The 16,484-nt window shown below is 34.6% G+C and carries 13 protein-coding genes; 6 read left to right on the top strand and 7 right to left on the bottom strand.

Annotation, left to right across the window (positions count from 1 at the left end; translation table 11 throughout):
* The 3 genes from AB8B65_RS12680 to purL form a co-directional block, all read right to left on the bottom strand.
* The coding region (locus AB8B65_RS12680) for an AMP-dependent synthetase/ligase (protein WP_405301430.1) at positions 1 to 1,772 on the bottom strand (1,772 nt) is incomplete at its 3' end.
* 190 nt (positions 1,773 to 1,962) lie between these two features.
* Positions 1,963 to 2,628, bottom strand: a complete 666-nt coding sequence (locus tag AB8B65_RS12675; RefSeq protein ID WP_405301428.1) for an FMN-binding protein — start codon at positions 2,626 to 2,628, stop codon at positions 1,963 to 1,965.
* A 10-nt stretch (positions 2,629 to 2,638) separates the two neighbouring features.
* The gene (gene purL / locus AB8B65_RS12670; protein ID WP_405301427.1) at positions 2,639 to 6,385 is read right to left on the bottom strand and encodes a phosphoribosylformylglycinamidine synthase; all 3,747 of its coding nucleotides are present in this window, start codon (positions 6,383 to 6,385) and stop codon (positions 2,639 to 2,641) included.
* A gap of 366 nt (positions 6,386 to 6,751) precedes the next feature.
* Here purL and AB8B65_RS12665 point away from each other — a divergent pair, with 366 nt between their 5' ends.
* Entirely contained in the window at positions 6,752 to 7,468 is a 717-nt protein-coding gene (locus AB8B65_RS12665; RefSeq protein ID WP_405301426.1) for a carbonic anhydrase, read from the top strand.
* Between the two features lie 76 nt (positions 7,469 to 7,544).
* Here the strand turns inward: AB8B65_RS12665 and fumC are convergent, their stop codons facing one another.
* A complete protein-coding gene (gene fumC, locus AB8B65_RS12660; protein ID WP_405301425.1) occupies positions 7,545 to 8,942 on the bottom strand; it encodes a class II fumarate hydratase in 1,398 nt (465 codons plus the stop codon).
* 198 nt (positions 8,943 to 9,140) lie between these two features.
* Here fumC and AB8B65_RS12655 point away from each other — a divergent pair, with 198 nt between their 5' ends.
* From AB8B65_RS12655 to AB8B65_RS12645, 3 genes are all read left to right on the top strand, one after another.
* Complete coding sequence (locus AB8B65_RS12655; RefSeq protein WP_405301424.1) at positions 9,141 to 9,653, top strand: LysM peptidoglycan-binding domain-containing protein; 513 nt, start codon at positions 9,141 to 9,143, stop codon at positions 9,651 to 9,653.
* Between the two features lie 93 nt (positions 9,654 to 9,746).
* A complete protein-coding gene (locus AB8B65_RS12650) occupies positions 9,747 to 11,120 on the top strand; it encodes a metallophosphoesterase (protein WP_405301423.1) in 1,374 nt (457 codons plus the stop codon).
* Positions 11,121 to 11,211: 91 nt separating this feature from the next.
* On the top strand, positions 11,212 to 11,376 hold the full coding sequence (locus AB8B65_RS12645; RefSeq protein ID WP_405301422.1) for a hypothetical protein: 165 nt from the start codon (positions 11,212 to 11,214) through the stop codon (positions 11,374 to 11,376).
* Between the two features lie 87 nt (positions 11,377 to 11,463).
* Here the strand turns inward: AB8B65_RS12645 and AB8B65_RS12640 are convergent, their stop codons facing one another.
* The 3 genes from AB8B65_RS12640 to AB8B65_RS12630 form a co-directional block, all read right to left on the bottom strand.
* Positions 11,464 to 12,192: a type 1 glutamine amidotransferase domain-containing protein gene (locus AB8B65_RS12640; RefSeq protein ID WP_405301433.1), complete on the bottom strand. Its 729-nt coding sequence runs from the start codon at positions 12,190 to 12,192 to the stop codon at positions 11,464 to 11,466.
* A gap of 114 nt (positions 12,193 to 12,306) precedes the next feature.
* Complete coding sequence (locus AB8B65_RS12635) at positions 12,307 to 12,903, bottom strand: Crp/Fnr family transcriptional regulator (protein ID WP_405301421.1); 597 nt, start codon at positions 12,901 to 12,903, stop codon at positions 12,307 to 12,309.
* A 155-nt stretch (positions 12,904 to 13,058) separates the two neighbouring features.
* A complete protein-coding gene (locus AB8B65_RS12630; RefSeq protein ID WP_405301420.1) occupies positions 13,059 to 13,526 on the bottom strand; it encodes a hypothetical protein in 468 nt (155 codons plus the stop codon).
* Between the two features lie 92 nt (positions 13,527 to 13,618).
* Between AB8B65_RS12630 and AB8B65_RS12625 the strand changes: the two genes are divergently transcribed.
* Both AB8B65_RS12625 and AB8B65_RS12620 read left to right on the top strand, forming a co-directional pair.
* The gene (locus AB8B65_RS12625) at positions 13,619 to 15,256 is read left to right on the top strand and encodes an ABC-F family ATP-binding cassette domain-containing protein (RefSeq protein ID WP_405301418.1); all 1,638 of its coding nucleotides are present in this window, start codon (positions 13,619 to 13,621) and stop codon (positions 15,254 to 15,256) included.
* Between the two features lie 92 nt (positions 15,257 to 15,348).
* A complete protein-coding gene (locus tag AB8B65_RS12620; RefSeq protein ID WP_405301417.1) occupies positions 15,349 to 16,452 on the top strand; it encodes a glycosyl hydrolase family 8 in 1,104 nt (367 codons plus the stop codon).
* Positions 16,453 to 16,484: the final 32 nt, after the last annotated feature.

The raw sequence follows: 16,484 nt of genomic DNA, 5'->3' as shown, positions 1-16,484 counted from the left end.
GCGCGATCGTAAATACGTTCGCAACAATCTTTATAGAGTTCTTTGATCACTTTTCGCTTCATTTTCATCGTTGGTGTTAATTCGCCACCATCAATAGACCATACTTTTGGAATGAGTTCAAAACGTTTGATTTGTTCCCACTTTCCAAAGTTACTATTGGCTTCATCGACTTCTTTTTGGATACGAGTTATGATTTCTTCGGAGTCACAGATTTCTTTTTCTGTTTTCCCAATATTTTTTCCTTTCTTTTCTATCCAATCTTTAATGAATTCAAAGTTTGGTTGAATTAAGGCAGCAGGCATTTTTTCTCCTTCACCAATCACCATAATTTGTTCTATGAAACGGGATTGTTTGAATCGGTTTTCAATCAACGCAGGAATAACATATTTTCCTCCCGATGTTTTGAACATATCTTTTTTACGATCGGTAATTTTTAAGAAACCATCGTTGCTTACTTCTCCAATATCTCCTGTATGGAAATATCCATCAGACATTACGCTAGCCGTTTTTTCTGGATCTTTGTAATACCCAAGCATTACATTTGGTCCTTTGGCTAAGATTTCACCGTCGCTAGCAATTTTCACTTCTACATTGTCAATAACACGCCCCACAGTTCCTACTCGGAATCCGCCACCGCGTACATCATTTACAGTAATTACAGGCGATGTTTCTGTTAAACCATAACCTTCCATAATTGGAATTCCTGCCGCAGCAAAAACACGTGTTAGACGTGCTTGTAATGGCGCACTACCAGAAACCATGAGTTCAAGATTTCCACCTAAACCAGCTTGCCATTTACTGAAAATTAATTTTCGAGCAAGCTTTAATTGTGTTTCATACCACCAGCCATTTTGACCATATGGTTCATATTTTAATCCGAGGTCAATTGCCCAGAAGAATAATTTCTTTTTAATTCCTGTTAAATCAGCACCTTTCGCATAAATTTTGTCATATACTTTTTCATACAAACGCGGCACTGCTGTCATTACGTTTGGTTTGACTTCTTTTAGGTTGTCGCTGATTTTTTCAATAGATTCTGCGAAGAAAATTTCAATTCCACAGTATTGATATAGATAAAGAATCATACGTTCAAATACATGACACACTGGTAAAAAGCTCAATGCTCGTGCTTGTCCGTTATGAAGCGGCACACGTTTTTGACTGTCTAATACATTTGTAACTAGGTTGTTGTGAGACAACATTACACCTTTTGGTCTTCCTGTAGTTCCAGAGGTATATATTAAGGTAGCTAAATCTTCAGGAGTTACGGCATCTTTTCTAGCTTGCAATTCGTCATTGTTGCTAGTATCTTCTCCTAGTTTTAAAACCTCGGACCAGTTTGTTTCACCAGTAATCTCATCAAAAGTATAGACACCTTTTAATTTTGTATTTCCTTTAATCGCATTCAGTTTTTCTACAATTTCGTCATCCGAAACAAAACAATAAATTGCTTCTGAGTGATTTAGAATATATTCATAATCTTCTTTGGCAATTGTTGGGTAAATGGGAACATTTTGCGCACCAGTTTGTAAAATACCGATGTCCATAATATTCCATTCCGTTCTGTTTGTGGTAGATATGATAGCAATTTTATCATTTGGTTGTACGCCTAAACGTATTAAACCTCTACTGATGGCATTTGCTTGATCTAAGTATTCTTGTGTTGATGTAGAAATCCATTCCCCATTTTTAAAAGATGTAAGAGATTTAGCTAAAGGATATTTTTCTAATTGGTAGTAAGGAAAATCAAATAGTCGCGTTACATTAGTCATTCTCGTGATTTGGTTTTTTTATGAACCTGCAAAATATGAAAATTGTGAACCATTTTCAAAAGAATGTTAAAAAAGCATTCTATTTTTTGAGAAATTTACAATTAATTGTGATTTATTTTGTGAAGTCATGCAAAAAAAAGACCTATGCATGCACAGGTCTTTTTTTATAAATGTTATTTGATATTGTTTTTTATTGTATATAATTCTTGTATTTCAACAAGCCTTTGTTAAGCATGTCAATGGCTCCTTGACTTGTAATGGTGGCGCCAGTAATGGCGTCAATTTTTTGGTTTCCTCTAATTATAATCTTATCTCTTTTGTACAATGCATAGCTTTTATCTTCCATGCTAATGGTGCTGCCAACAAATTTATTTTCAAACATAGGTTTATTAATTTCAGCGCCCAAACCTGGCGTTTCACCTTTGTGTTCAAAGGCAATTTGTAAGACTTTCATTGTACTTTTGTCAACAACTACTTTTGCCCAAATTTTGTCCCAAAGTCCTGTCCCAAAAACAGGTAAGATAACTTTGGAAGTATTTTTGATTTCAAAAATAGGATACATCGTTGGCGTATAGTCTTTTGTGTTGGAAAGGTACAATTTGAGTGCTTTTTCCAGAGCAATAGGTTTTATGTTTCCTGCTGAATCAATGACTTTAAAATTTATGATTGATTTTAAATCAGAAGAGTCATTGAATGTAGAGTCTGCTAATGTACCAACTTCATTGATGATTAATTGTACCTGAATTCCGTAGTATGGCTTTACAACATTTGTAACGGGTAGTTTTGTGTTTATTAGTTTTTTTGCACAACCAAGTACGAGACTTCCCAATAATACCAGTAAAAGCAATCTTTTCATCAAATGAATTTTAGTTGTTCTTTGCTTCAATCCACACTCTAGCATTTACAAACGCTTCTAACCATGGAGAAACTTGATCTTTTCGTCCTGCGGGATAATTTGCCCAATTCCACTGAAAAGTAGAACGTTCAATATGCGGCATTGTTACTAAATGTCTTCCGGTTGCATCACACAACATGGCAGTATTAAAATCGGAACCATTTGGGTTTGATGGATAGCCTTCATATCCATATTTAGCAACAATTTCATATTTACTTTCTTCATACGGAAGCTTAAATTTCCCTTCTCCATGCGAAATCCAAACACCTAACGTTGTTCCTGCTAAGCTAGAAAGCATCACTGAATTATTCTCTTCAATTTTTACAGAAGTAAAGGCACTTTCGTGTTTTTGAGAATCGTTATAGGTCATTTTTCCATGTTCGTCATGATCTGGATTAATCACTTCCAACTCCATAAATAACTGGCAACCATTACAGATCCCGACAGATAAGGTATCTTCTCGTTTAAAGAAGTTTTTCAACGCTGTATTTGCTTTTTCATTGTACAAAAATGCACCAGCCCAACCTTTTGCCGAACCTAATACATCTGAATTTGAAAATCCGCCAACAGCGCCAATAAATTGAATGTCTTCTAAAGTTTCACGTCCCGAAATCAAATCGGTCATGTGCACATCTTTCACATCAAAACCAGCTAAATACATAGCGTTTGCCATTTCACGTTCAGAGTTTGAACCTTTTTCGCGGATGATGGCGGCAAGCGGTCGTTTTCCGTCATTACGAGGAGTTTGCGACGAAGTAATCTCATTATTTGCAGCAGATTGCTTCACGTTGTTCGCAATGACGTCGCTTAATGTGCCAGTGAAATGTGTTGGAAACACATAAGTTAACGGTTGATTTTTATAATTATCATAACGATCTTGAGCCAAACCATTTGCCGTTTGTTTTTGATCGAGTAGGAAAGAAGTTCTATACCAAACGTCTCTTTTTTCTGCAACATCAAATGTGAAGGTATCTTCGTTATTTTTGATATTTACCGTTGCCGAATCTGTTACATTTCCAATGTTGAAAAATTCAATATCGTTTGCGTTTAGCGTTTCTTCAATTGTCGCAGCTGCTTGAAAAACAATTCCCGCATTTTCTGAGAATAGTACTTTGATTGAATCTTCTTCGCCTAAACCAGTCAAATCTAAGTTTGCGCCTAAATTTACTTCCGCAAAGCACATTTCGAGTAATGTTGTAATTAATCCGCCCGAAGCGACATCGTGTCCAGCAACAATTTTATCTTCTTTAATTAAGTTTTGAATCGTGTTGAAAACATTCTTTACATACGCTGCATCTGTTACGTTTGGCGCTTCATTTCCAATCGTATTTAATGTTTGATTGAACGAACTTCCACCCAATTTAAAGTCGTCTTGCGAGATGTTTATATAGTATATATTTCCGCCATTTTGTTGTAAAACAGGCTCTACTACGTTGCTAATTTCGTTACAATTCGCTGCCGCAGATATGACTACGGTTCCAGGGGAAATGACGTCTCCATCAGGATATTTTTGTTTCATAGACAAGGAATCCTTTCCGGTTGGCACGTTGATTCCTAAATTGATAGAAAACTCAGAAATCGCTTGAACGGCCTCGTATAAACGTGCATCTTCACCTTCATTTTTACAGGGCCACATCCAGTTTGCAGACAACGAAACACTTTGCAAATTGTCTTTTAATGGTGCCCAAATAATATTTGTCAATGCTTCTGTGATTGAATTGCGACTTCCCGCTACAGGATTGATTAATCCAGAAATTGGCGAATGTCCAATAGACGTTGCAATTCCTTCTTTTCCATTATAATCTAGTGCCATCACACCCACATTGTTCAACGGAATTTGTAAGGCACCAACACATTGTTGTTTGGCAACTTTTCCACCAACACAACGGTCTACTTTATTTGTCAACCAGTCTTTACAAGCAACTGCTTCTAGTTGCAATACTTGATTTAGATAGATGTGTATATTTTTAGTTTTGTAACGCGGATTCTTGTAATTACGAGCAATTGTAACATCGTTCATAATCGTTTTTGGCGAACTTCCAAACATGTCGCTAAGTTCTAAATCCATTGGTTTGTCGCCTTTGGTTGCCGATTCAAATGTAAAACGATCATCTCCAGTTACTTCTCCAACGGTATACATTGGCGAACGTTCACGTTCAGCGATTTTATTCAATGTTTCAATATGTTCATCGGCAATCACTAATCCCATTCGTTCTTGTGATTCGTTTCCGATGATTTCTTTAGCAGAAAGTGTTGGATCGCCCACAGGCAATGTATCTAAATCAATTTTTCCACCAGTTTCTTCTACTAGTTCTGACAAGCAGTTTAAATGTCCGCCTGCACCGTGATCGTGAATAGAAACGATATAATTTTCGTCACTTTCAACCATTCCACGAATGGCATTTGCCGCACGTTTTTGCATTTCAGGATTGGAACGTTGCACTGCGTTTAATTCAATTCCTGTTGAAAACGCACCTGTATCTGCGGAAGAAACAGCTGCGCCGCCCATTCCGATTCGGTAATTTTCTCCTCCAAGAATTACGATTTTATCTCCAGTTTTCGGAATATCTTTTATGGCTTGCGATGCTTTTCCGTAGCCAATTCCACCAGCTTGCATAATTACTTTGTCATAGCCAAGTTTTCTAGCTTTTGCAGTGCTTGAAGACGAATTTTCTTCATGTTCGAACGTTAATACTGAACCACAAATTAGCGGTTGGCCAAATTTGTTTCCAAAGTCAGAAGCTCCGTTTGATGCTTTTATCAAAATGTCCATTGGTGTTTGGTACAACCAATTTCTTGCTTTGAATTTTTCTTCCCAATATCTGCCTTTTTCTAAGCGCGAATAGGAAGTCATGTATACCGCAGTTCCTGCTAATGGCAACGAACCTTGTCCGCCAGCAAGTCTATCGCGAATTTCTCCTCCAGAACCTGTTGCGGCGCCATTGAAAGGTTCAACTGTTGTTGGAAAGTTGTGTGTTTCCGCTTTTAGCGAAATGACAGATTCAAATTCTTGTGTTTGGTAAAAGTCTGGCTTGTCTGCCGTTTTTGGTGCAAATTGGGCTACTTTCGGACCTTTTACAAAAGCTACGTTGTCTTTATATGCTGAAACAATATCGTTTGGATGTTGCTTTGATGTTTCCTTGATAAGTTTGAAAAGTGAGGTTGGTTTTTCTTTGCCATCGATCACGAATGTTCCGTTGAAAATCTTGTGACGACAGTGTTCCGAATTTACCTGTGAGAATCCGAATACTTCAGAATCCGTTAATTTTCGACCTAGTTTTTCGGACAGCTTATCTAAATATTCAATTTCTTCTACGTTAAGTGCCAAGCCTTCTTGTTCGTTGTACGCAGCAATATTGTCAATGTCTAGAATGGCTTCTGGTTCAATGTCAATGGTAAACGTATCTTGTTGCAAACCGTTGAATTTTTGAGAAATCATTGGATCAAAATCTAAGAAGTCTTCCGCCACAGCGTTAAATTCTTCAATTCTGATAATGCCTTCAACGCCCATATTTTGGGTAATTTCTACAGCATTTGTACTCCAAGGTGTAATCATTGCGGCTCTTGGACCAACAAAAAAAGCATCCAATGATGCTTGTTCAATTTTAGAAGTGTTGCCAAATAGCCAGTTAAGCTTTGCAACATTTTCTGTTGATAATTCTTTTACTGTTTGTACAGCAAAGACCTTGCTGTGTGCGTTTCCAAAGAAATGAATCATTATGTATTTTTTGTGTGTTGTTGTTTTGAAAAGGCAAATTTAATGTATTTACTTAGATTTTGACTTAATTTTTAGATGATAATTTAGGAGTTATTCACGAGGTTTTGAACAGGTTGTTTTTAGACTCGCTATCGCTGTTAAATTCTTAGAAGCGCTTTGCTTTTAGTTTTGTTGATTTGTTTTTTTTGTCAATTTGTTTTTTATCCCAAAACCCAAACCCCATTCGTTCTATGTTTTTCAGCGTTCATTCTTATAAAATATGCGCTTGCGAATTATTTTCTTACAAATATGATTTTTGAGTTACCTTTATTGAGAAAGTCTAAATGATAAGATTTAGAAATAGTAACTAACCAAGATGATTATAATATGAGTGAAAATTGTAAAGGAAATTTTAAAGATCGTAGCGATTTTAAGAAAATTACAAAACGTTTAGATGCTGGAAATAAACGTTTTATTGATGTTAAGTCTATTCACCCTAATGTAGGAAGGGAACGAAGAAAATGTACTGCTGAAAATGGTCAAAAACCGTATGCTATTGTGTTAAGCTGTGCTGATAGTAGAGTTCCGCCAGAATTGATTTTTGATACTGGAATCGGAGATTTGTTTGTAGTGCGTATCGCCGGAAATATAGCCAATACTTCGGCTATTGCAAGTATTGAGTTTGCAGTAGCAGTTTTAGGATGCCAATATATTTTGGTATTGGGACACGAAAGTTGTGGTGCTGTTCAAGCAGCCATTGATGGAGGAGAACCTGCAAGTCCGAGTTTAGAACATTTAGTTAATCATATAAAACCAGCTGTAAAAGCTTGCGGATGTTGTTCTGATGATGATGAAATAGTTAAAAGTGATTGGAAAACACTTGAAGAAAGTTGCAATTTTGAATCTGCTCCTAAAAAAAGTACCGCTAAGGCTAAGAGATTGAAAAGAGTTACAATTGAAAACGCACATCATAGCGCATCAGAATTATTACATCATTCAGAAATTCTTAGAAGAAGTTTTTTAAGTAATAATCTAGCAATACACACAGGATATTACAATTTAGCCAGTGGAAAAGTAGATTTTGATCTGCCTTCTCAGTGTTAATGTATCCAGTGAATAAAAAGCAAAAACCGCACTAAAAAGGTTTTTAGCGCGGTTTTTATGTTTTGGATTGAAATGCTTATTTCATTGCACCAACCATATTTTCTGGTTTTACCCATTCGTCATATTCTTCAGGAGTTACGTAGCCTAAGTTGACAGCTTCTTCACGTAACGTGGTTCCGTTTTGGTGTGCCGTATTAGCAATTTCAGCTGCTTTGTAATATCCGATTTTGGTATTTAAAGCGGTTACTAACATTAACGAGTTGTTTACCAATTCGGTAATTCTTCCGTGATTTGGTTCAATTCCTGCGACACAGTTTACATCAAAACTTACACATGCATCACCAATTAATTGTGCTGATTGTAATACGTTGGCAATCATCATTGGTTTAAAAACATTGAGTTCATAATGACCTTGTGTTCCACCAACAGTTACAGCAACATCGTTCCCCATTACTTGTGCGCAAACCATCGTAATAGCTTCACATTGTGTTGGGTTTACTTTTCCTGGCATGATAGAACTTCCTGGTTCGTTAGCCGGAATAATTAATTCGCCAATTCCTGAACGCGGTCCAGAAGCCATTAAACGAATGTCATTTGCTATTTTATTGATAGAAACGGCTAATTGCTTTAAAGCACCGTGAGTTTCTACCATTGCATCATGTGCAGCTAAGGCTTCAAATTTATTTTCAGCCGTAATAAAAGGCAATTCCGTAAAACGTGCAATGAATTCAGAAACACGTTTAGCATATCCTTTTGGTGTGTTTAATCCTGTTCCAACAGCAGTTCCGCCTAAAGCTATTTCGCTTAAGTGTGGTAAGGTGTTTTCTAGCGCTTTTAAACCGTGGTTTAATTGTGAAACATATCCTGAGAATTCTTGTCCTAACGTTAATGGAGTTGCATCCATTAAGTGTGTACGTCCAATTTTTACAACATTTTTGAACTCTTCTGATTTCTTTTTTAAGGTATCACGTAATTGAGAAACACTTGGAATTGTGTTTTCTACAATTTTCTTGTAGGCAGCAATGTGCATTCCCGTTGGAAACGTATCGTTTGACGATTGTGACTTATTTACGTCATCATTTGGCTGAATCGTTTTTTCGCCTTCACCAATCTTTTTTCCAGCAATTTGATGTGCTCTGTTGGCAATTACCTCATTCACATTCATGTTAGATTGCGTTCCAGAACCTGTTTGCCAGATGACTAATGGAAACTGATCGTCGTGTTTTCCTGCTAAGATTTCTTCACAAACTGAAGCGATTAAATCTCTTTTTTCAATTGGTAATACACCTAATTCACAGTTTGTAAAAGCCGCAGCTTTTTTTAAATATGCAAAGCCGTATACGACTTCTAGTGGCATACTTGCTGGCGCACCAATTTTGAAGTTATTTCTTGAACGTTCCGTTTGTGCTCCCCAAAGTTTGTCTGAAGGAACTTGTACTTCGCCCATTGTATCTTTTTCAATTCTATATTCCATTGCCCTAATAATTTTTTTCGATGTGCAAATTTAATCGTTTTCCATAACATATAGATTTATTTGTGATGTTTTTATAATTGATGCGAATTATGTTTGCTGACGATTTTTTTTACTTTTTAACTAAGATTTATTTAGAGTTTCTTTTTGCGTAATAAGAAAAAGTACAAAACATTTAGTTTTACATTCAAAATAGAACGAATGAAATATAATTGCTTACTGATTTTTAGTCTACTGTGTTTTTGTTGTGTTGCACAGGAAGTTAATGATGGATATGTAAAGGTGATTTTAGATGGTAAAGAAGTGTACATGTCTATTGAAACAGGAGAAGTTACTTCTGAAATTTCTAAAAAGGAAGATACTGTAATAGAATCTTCGGCAGTGGTCGAAAATTCAAATATGTTGGCACATATTGTTCAAAAAGGGGAAACTTTGTATGCGATTTCAAGAAAATACGATCTGTCAGTTAAGACGTTATTAGATTTAAATGAATTGGAAAGTACGAATTTAGCTGTGGGACAAGTTTTAAAGTTGACAGCTACTACGAAAAAAGCTATATCTACAGCTGTATCTACAAGTGTATATACCGTAAAAAAAGGAGATACATTATATTCAATTGCTAGAAAATTAAACACATCAGTTTCTGCGTTAAAAAAACTCAATAATTTGGAATCTAATAGTTTAGCTGTTGGACAACAATTGGAGACTAAGTAATAGGATCGCTTAGATTAGGTATTTATACGTGTACATGATTGATTGTCTTTTTAGTATCTTGTAGGTTATATCAATATCAATACAATATTTAGAATGAAAACCAATTATTTATACACGTTGTTTATTTGCTTGTTATTTTTTGGCTGTAAACATAATACTTCAGAATGTCCTGAATGTCCAAAAGCTCATGCAGAAGCTGTTGTTACAACTAATACTGCAAAATTTATAGCATTATCTGATGTGCATGTCGATAAATTACTGAAACAAACTCAGTTTCAGGATGCTAATAAAAGCAGTAAAAGTGTTTCTTCTCAGGCACTTTGGCTTCGTGCGAAAGCTAAAATTGAATCAACAGTCAGTGCTGAAAATCCAAAATTTATGGTGTTTTTGGGCGATTTACCTGGCTACGATCATCATTGGCCTGCAACTAAAGCAGATAAGCAACATAGGAGAACCAATACACATTTAATGCTCGAAAATTTAAGAAATTTAAAAATTGATATTCCAATTTTATATTTACCAGGAAATAACGATTCTTTAGAAGGTGATTACCATTCGTTTAGTAACGATTCTACCAATACGGTATTAAAAGCAGATGCTAACAAATCTAATCCGTGGCCAATAATCAATAGTAAATCTACAACTATCACGGTTGGAAAACCAGATTTTAATAGTGAGTTTGGTTATTATGCTGTGGATTTAACAGATTCGAGAAATACACTAAAAGTAATCGCATTAAATACCGTAATTTTTACGCACAGTACGTATACGGATGATGATGATGTTTCTCAACAAAATGCTGCACAACAACAAATGCAATGGTTAGAAACCAAATTGGCTGCTCTTGGAAAAACTGATCGTGTATTACTAATGATGCATATTCCAATTGGGTTAGACGGGTATAAAGGTGATTCAATGTGGAATACAAGCTTGACCTATAATGGCAAAAACTTACACAATAGCTTTTTAAATTTGATTGAAAAATACCAGCCAAATATTGTAGGCTTGCTAAATGGGCATACACATTTGGATGGACTTAGAAGAATTTATAAAACAAAAACGTCATCGAATCCAAGCGCTAGTGATATGATTTCTTTTTCAGTGACAACTCCTGGAATCGCTGTAAATCATGGAAACAATCCTGCTTTTAAAATGTTTACATATAATACAGCAAATTTTGATTTATTAGATTTTAAAACATATTATGCTACGCCAACAGCACATGTGAGGCAACCACATAATCATGGACACAATAATACAGATTTTAAATTCTTTGATGGTTCAACGTATACATTTAAAAATACCTACAAGACTACAGATCCGAATGAAACCATTTTTACCACTTTAAAAGGGCAGTCAGATAGTCAAATTATACGACATATAAATTGCACACTTGGAGCAAATAGTAATAGAGATGTGAAGTTAAGCCATGATGGATTGAAATCGATTAATGTTTTTAAAAACTAAATAGCAATTGTTAATAATTCTACACATTTCAGTATGAATTTTTAATTTAATACAATATCTTTGTAGCTAAATTCGATAAATTCCGGAAAATATGTTTGAATTTGATCAATATTTAGGCTTTTTAGCTTTCCTTACCATCTTAACCATTGGATTTTGGTTGATGATTCTTTTATTAACGTTCATCGTACCTTATTGGGTTGGTGGCGCGTTAAAAGAACGTTTTGATGAGTGGAGAGAAGCAAAAAAAGACTCCTAAATAACAAAAGGACAAAGACAAAAGGGAACTTATATAATATAAGTTCCCTTTTTTAATACAACATATTTAAATCGAGGAAAGGTTTATTTATTTCAACGCTTCTAATAATAATGCGGCCACTTTTTCTGAAGACGCAGGATTTTGTCCTGTAATCAACAATCCATCTTTTACTGCATGTGGATTCCAATCGGCAACTTTAGAATAAATTCCTTCATTCTCTTTCAACATATCTTCCACTAAAAAAGGCACAATAGCTGTTAATTGCACAGCTTCTTCTTCTGTATTTGAAAAACCAGTAACATTTTTGCCTTTTACTAATGGAGTTCCATCGGTATTTCTTGTATTCTTTAAAACTGCTGGCGCATGACAAACTGCAGCTACAGGTTTGTTACTATTATAAAAAGCTTCAATTAATTTGATTGAATTTGGATCTTCTGATAAATCCCATAACGGACCATGTCCGCCAGGATAAAAAACAGCGTCGTAATCTACTTCATTTATATCGGCTAATTTTAATGTATTCGCTAAAAGCGTTTGTGTTTCCTTATCGGTATTGAATCGTTTGGTAGCTGGCGTTTGAAAATCTTCGCCTTCACTTTTAGGATCAATTGGTGGTTGTCCACCTTTTGGCGAAGCAAGCGTTATTAATACATTTTTATCTTTCAGTGCGTAATATGGTGCTGCGAATTCTTCAATCCAAAATCCAGTTTTCTCACCTGTATTTCCTAATTGATCATGACTTGTAAGTACAAATAGTACTTTTTTTATACGTTTTTGTTGCTTTTGAGGTTGTTCTTCGGGTTTGTTGTTTTTCATTGTGCATGCAGTAATCATAATGATTATAGCTAATGCACTCATTATATACTTCATAGAGGGGAATTTTTACTTCACGAAAATACTTTTAATAAGAAAGAAAAAAAATGATGTATGTTAAGAAGACTTTTTGGCAATTTCTTTACGAATTCGGCTCAGACTTTCGTTGGTGATGCCAAGATAAGAAGCTATATGGTAGTTTTTTATATGCTGTTCAATATTTGGATAATCGTGGTTGAAGTTTAAGTAGCGTTCTGTAGCAGTCTGTGATAAATTAGCTAATATTCTTTTTTGAAAATATACAAATGCACGTTCCAATTTTTTACGAATAAAACGTTCTGTTACTGGAACTTGATTGTAAATTTCGCTGACACAATTCCTAGAAACCTTATACAAAGTTGCATCTTCAATACATTCAATATTTAATACGGAATTCGTTTCAGAAAAATAACCAATATAATCGCTAATCCACCAACCTTTTATGGCAAACTGAATGGTGTGTTCTTTTCCAGATTTAGAAATTAAGAACGTTCGCAAACAACCATTAGACACAAAGTATTGATAATCTACTTTTTCATCAACAGAAAGTACAATATCTCCTTTTTTAAAAGAAACTTTTTTATATCTACGCTCAATAAATTCAATATCTTCTTCCGTAAAAGATAGCGAATCATCATGATATATTTTATGAACAATAGAGTTCGGTTTTGACATAACTTCGAGTAAATTCTTGTACTAATGATAAACGAAAAAGTGCTTAACTTTCCTTAAAATACAAATTTATTTTTTAGTGTGAAATAAGTAATCTTTAACTTAGAAAGAAAATACAGTTTCAAAGGTAAGAAAAATACTTTAATAGTTTTATTCAGTCAAATCTTAATTCCAAAAAAAGAAATGTCAATTTTCACGTTATACTGTTTTAGTATATTCTTAAATCCTAATTTGTTATGATACGTTAACTCAATCAAAATTTCGTGTGTTTTTACTTTTAGCACAAACATTTCACGACCTACTTTTTTAAGTTGAATTTTTTCAATGGTTCTCAAATCAATTTCATTAATAATATTCTCATTGGTAATAATCATGCGATTCTCGATAAATTCAAGAGTGCCAGTTCTGATAAAAAGTCCAGCATCTAAAATTGATATGATAAGCAAAAGGAGTACAGGAACACCAAAAAAAATAAAAAAATAGGGTTGAAAAAAATCTAGAGAAAACAACAAGTCAATCAGAAATACTGCAGACGTAACAATGATAATAACATTGTGTGTTTTATAAATAATTTTCCGAAGTCTCGTTTTCTGAAAATATTGATCGTCAATAATATCTATTACCATAATCTCAAAACTAGGTTAAATTTTTAAAAAGTAAAAATGTATGCAAAATGCTACTTGCTTTTTCTTAATTTCGCAATCTCAAAAAATAATAGATGATTAGCGTAGATAATATTGCCGTAGAATTTAGTGGAACAACTTTGTTTAGTGATGTAAATTTTGTCATTAATGAAAATGATAAAATTGCCCTTATGGGGAAAAATGGTGCAGGAAAGTCTACCATGATGAAGATTATTGCGGGTGCACAAAATGCTACGCGTGGAAAAGTAAGTAGTCCAAAAGATACGGTAATTGCCTATTTGCCACAGCATTTATTGACAGAAGATGATTGTACGGTTTTTGATGAAGCTTCAAAAGCGTTTCAGTTGATATTTAAGATGCGCGATCAAATGGATGCGTTGAATAAAGAACTAGAAACACGTACAGATTATGAAAGTGATGCCTACATGAAAATCATTGAAAAAGTTTCGGAACTTGGTGAGCAATTTTATGCGCTAGAAGAAATAAATTATGATGCTGAAGTTGAAAAAGCATTGAAAGGACTTGGTTTTAAACAAGACGATTTTCAACGTTTAACAAGTGAATTTAGTGGTGGATGGCGTATGCGAATTGAACTTGCTAAGATTTTATTGCAAAAACCCGATTTAATTCTGCTTGATGAGCCAACAAATCATATTGATATTGAATCTGTGATTTGGTTGGAAGATTTCTTGGTAAACAAAGCCAATGCAGTCATGGTAATTTCGCACGACAGAGCGTTTATCGACAATATTACCAATCGTACCATAGAAGTGACAATGGGAAGAATTTACGATTATAAAGCCAACTATTCTCACTATTTAGAATTGCGTGCCGATCGTAGAACACATCAAATAAAAGCCTACCAAGAACAACAAAAATATATTGCAGACAATCAAGCGTTTATTGATCGTTTTAAAGGAACATTTTCCAAAACAAATCAAGTTGCTTCACGTGTGCGAATGCTTGAAAAACTACAAATTATTGAAATTGATGAGGTTGATAATTCAGCATTAAAGCTGAAATTTCCGCCTGCACCACGTTCGGGCGATTATCCAGTTATTGTGGAAGAATTGTCTAAAAGTTACGACGATCATAGTGTATTTAAAAATGCAAGTTTCTCTATTGCACGCGGTGAAAAAGTATCGTTTGTGGGACGAAATGGAGAAGGAAAATCGACCATGATTAAATCGATTTTAGGTGAAATTGAACATGAAGGAAACTGCAAGCTAGGTCACAATGTAAAGGTTGGATACTTTGCGCAAAATCAAGCTTCATTATTGGATCAAGATTTAACAATTTTTCAAACAGTTGATGAAGTTGCCAAAGGAGATGTTCGTACACAAATTAAAAATATTCTCGGTCAATTCATGTTCAAAGGAGATGATATTGACAAAAAAGTGAGTGTACTTTCTGGTGGAGAAAAAACACGTTTAGCAATGGTAAAACTATTGCTAGAACCTGTAAACTTGCTTATTCTGGATGAACCAACAAATCATTTAGACTTACGTTCCAAAGATGTTTTAAAAGATGCACTCAAAGCGTTTGACGGAACGTTGATCTTAGTTTCGCATGATCGTGATTTCTTGCAAGGACTTTCGCAAAAAGTATTCGAATTTAAAGAAAAGCGTGTACTCGAACACTTTGAAACTATTGACGCTTTCTTAGAGCGAAATCGCATCAAAAACATCAAAGAAATAGATTTAAAAGCGTAGTTTATAACTTCTACATTGATCCAAAATTATACATTCATAATCTTATTTTAACAAAAATGTTGATGTTATATTTTTTATACTATTTTTAGTTCATGAAAAAAATAATACCAACCATTTTTACGATCCTTTTGCTTTTTATAAGCTGTACAAAAAATACTGAAAATACGTATGCTCATGGTACGTTACCTACTAATTTAGAAGCACAGCGAATTGCAGATACATACGCAATATGGAAAAAGAAATACGTAACTTCTGATGGTTGTCCTGAAGGCGCAAAACGTATTTTATTTGACGATATGTCGCATACAGTAAGTGAAGGAATTGGTTACGGATTGTTAGCTTCTGCAATGATGAAAGACAAAACAACTTTTGATGCTTTCTACAAGTATTACAATGCACATTTAGATGCAAACGGATTGATGAATTGGAAAATTGATTCAACTGGAAAAATGGTAGGTGAAAATGCTGCAACCGACGCAGATGTCGATGTTGCCTATGCGTTATTGCTTGCACACAAGTTGATTGAAGACGAGTACTATCTGGCGGAAGCCAAAAAAATAATAGGATTAATAAAAAAGCACATGGTAGAGCCGGGAACTTATGTTTTAAAGGCAGGAGATGCTTGGGGCGGAAGCATGACAACAAATCCGTCGTACTTTGCACCTGCGTATTTTAAAGTTTTTGCAGAAGTAATGAATGATGATTCTTGGAATAAGGTAAGCGACAAATGTTATGAAATCTTATTTAAAAGTTGGAATCCAGAAACGGGTTTGGTGCCAGATTGGTGTAAAGTAGACGGAACAACGCCAGCCGACAATGTAAGTTGGGCAAAGTATGGCGGAAAAGCATATTATTATGATGCTGCACGAACTCCTTGGCGAATTTCAAAAGATTATGTGTGGTTTGGTGACGTGCGTGCTGAAAAATACTGTAAGACAATTAATGGATTTACAAAGAAAATAGGATTCTCAAATATTACCGACGGTTATAATCTTGATGGAACTACTTTTAGAACAGAGAAAACAAGTGCGTTTGTAGGTTGTTTTGCTACAGCTACAATGACTTCTAATGACCAAGAATTTATCAACGCTGCATACATTGAAAACATAAACACTTTTAATGATAGTTATTTTAATGATATTCTTCGATTGCTAACACTACAAATGCAACACGGAATGTTTGTGAAGTATGAATGAATTCTAGTTTTTATAACTTTTTCATGTAAAAC

It is taken from the genome of Kordia sp., from assembly GCF_045105435.1.
Lineage (GTDB): Bacteria > Bacteroidota > Bacteroidia > Flavobacteriales > Flavobacteriaceae > Kordia.
This window is presented reverse-complemented; position numbering and strand designations above follow the sequence as displayed.

Coding starts and splice junctions, on each gene's coding strand:
- AB8B65_RS12665 (WP_405301426.1), top strand. CDS start 6,752: ATGAGTGAAAATTGTAAAGGAAATTTTAAAGATCGTAGCGATTTTAAG.
- AB8B65_RS12635 (WP_405301421.1), bottom strand. CDS start 12,903: ATGTCAAAACCGAACTCTATTGTTCATAAAATATATCATGATGATTCG.
- AB8B65_RS12655 (WP_405301424.1), top strand. CDS start 9,141: ATGAAATATAATTGCTTACTGATTTTTAGTCTACTGTGTTTTTGTTGT.
- AB8B65_RS12620 (WP_405301417.1), top strand. CDS start 15,349: ATGAAAAAAATAATACCAACCATTTTTACGATCCTTTTGCTTTTTATA.
- AB8B65_RS12630 (WP_405301420.1), bottom strand. CDS start 13,526: ATGGTAATAGATATTATTGACGATCAATATTTTCAGAAAACGAGACTT.
- AB8B65_RS12675 (WP_405301428.1), bottom strand. CDS start 2,628: ATGAAAAGATTGCTTTTACTGGTATTATTGGGAAGTCTCGTACTTGGT.
- AB8B65_RS12640 (WP_405301433.1), bottom strand. CDS start 12,192: ATGAAAAACAACAAACCCGAAGAACAACCTCAAAAGCAACAAAAACGT.
- AB8B65_RS12645 (WP_405301422.1), top strand. CDS start 11,212: ATGTTTGAATTTGATCAATATTTAGGCTTTTTAGCTTTCCTTACCATC.
- AB8B65_RS12625 (WP_405301418.1), top strand. CDS start 13,619: ATGATTAGCGTAGATAATATTGCCGTAGAATTTAGTGGAACAACTTTG.
- purL (WP_405301427.1), bottom strand. CDS start 6,385: ATGATTCATTTCTTTGGAAACGCACACAGCAAGGTCTTTGCTGTACAA.
- AB8B65_RS12650 (WP_405301423.1), top strand. CDS start 9,747: ATGAAAACCAATTATTTATACACGTTGTTTATTTGCTTGTTATTTTTT.
- fumC (WP_405301425.1), bottom strand. CDS start 8,942: ATGGAATATAGAATTGAAAAAGATACAATGGGCGAAGTACAAGTTCCT.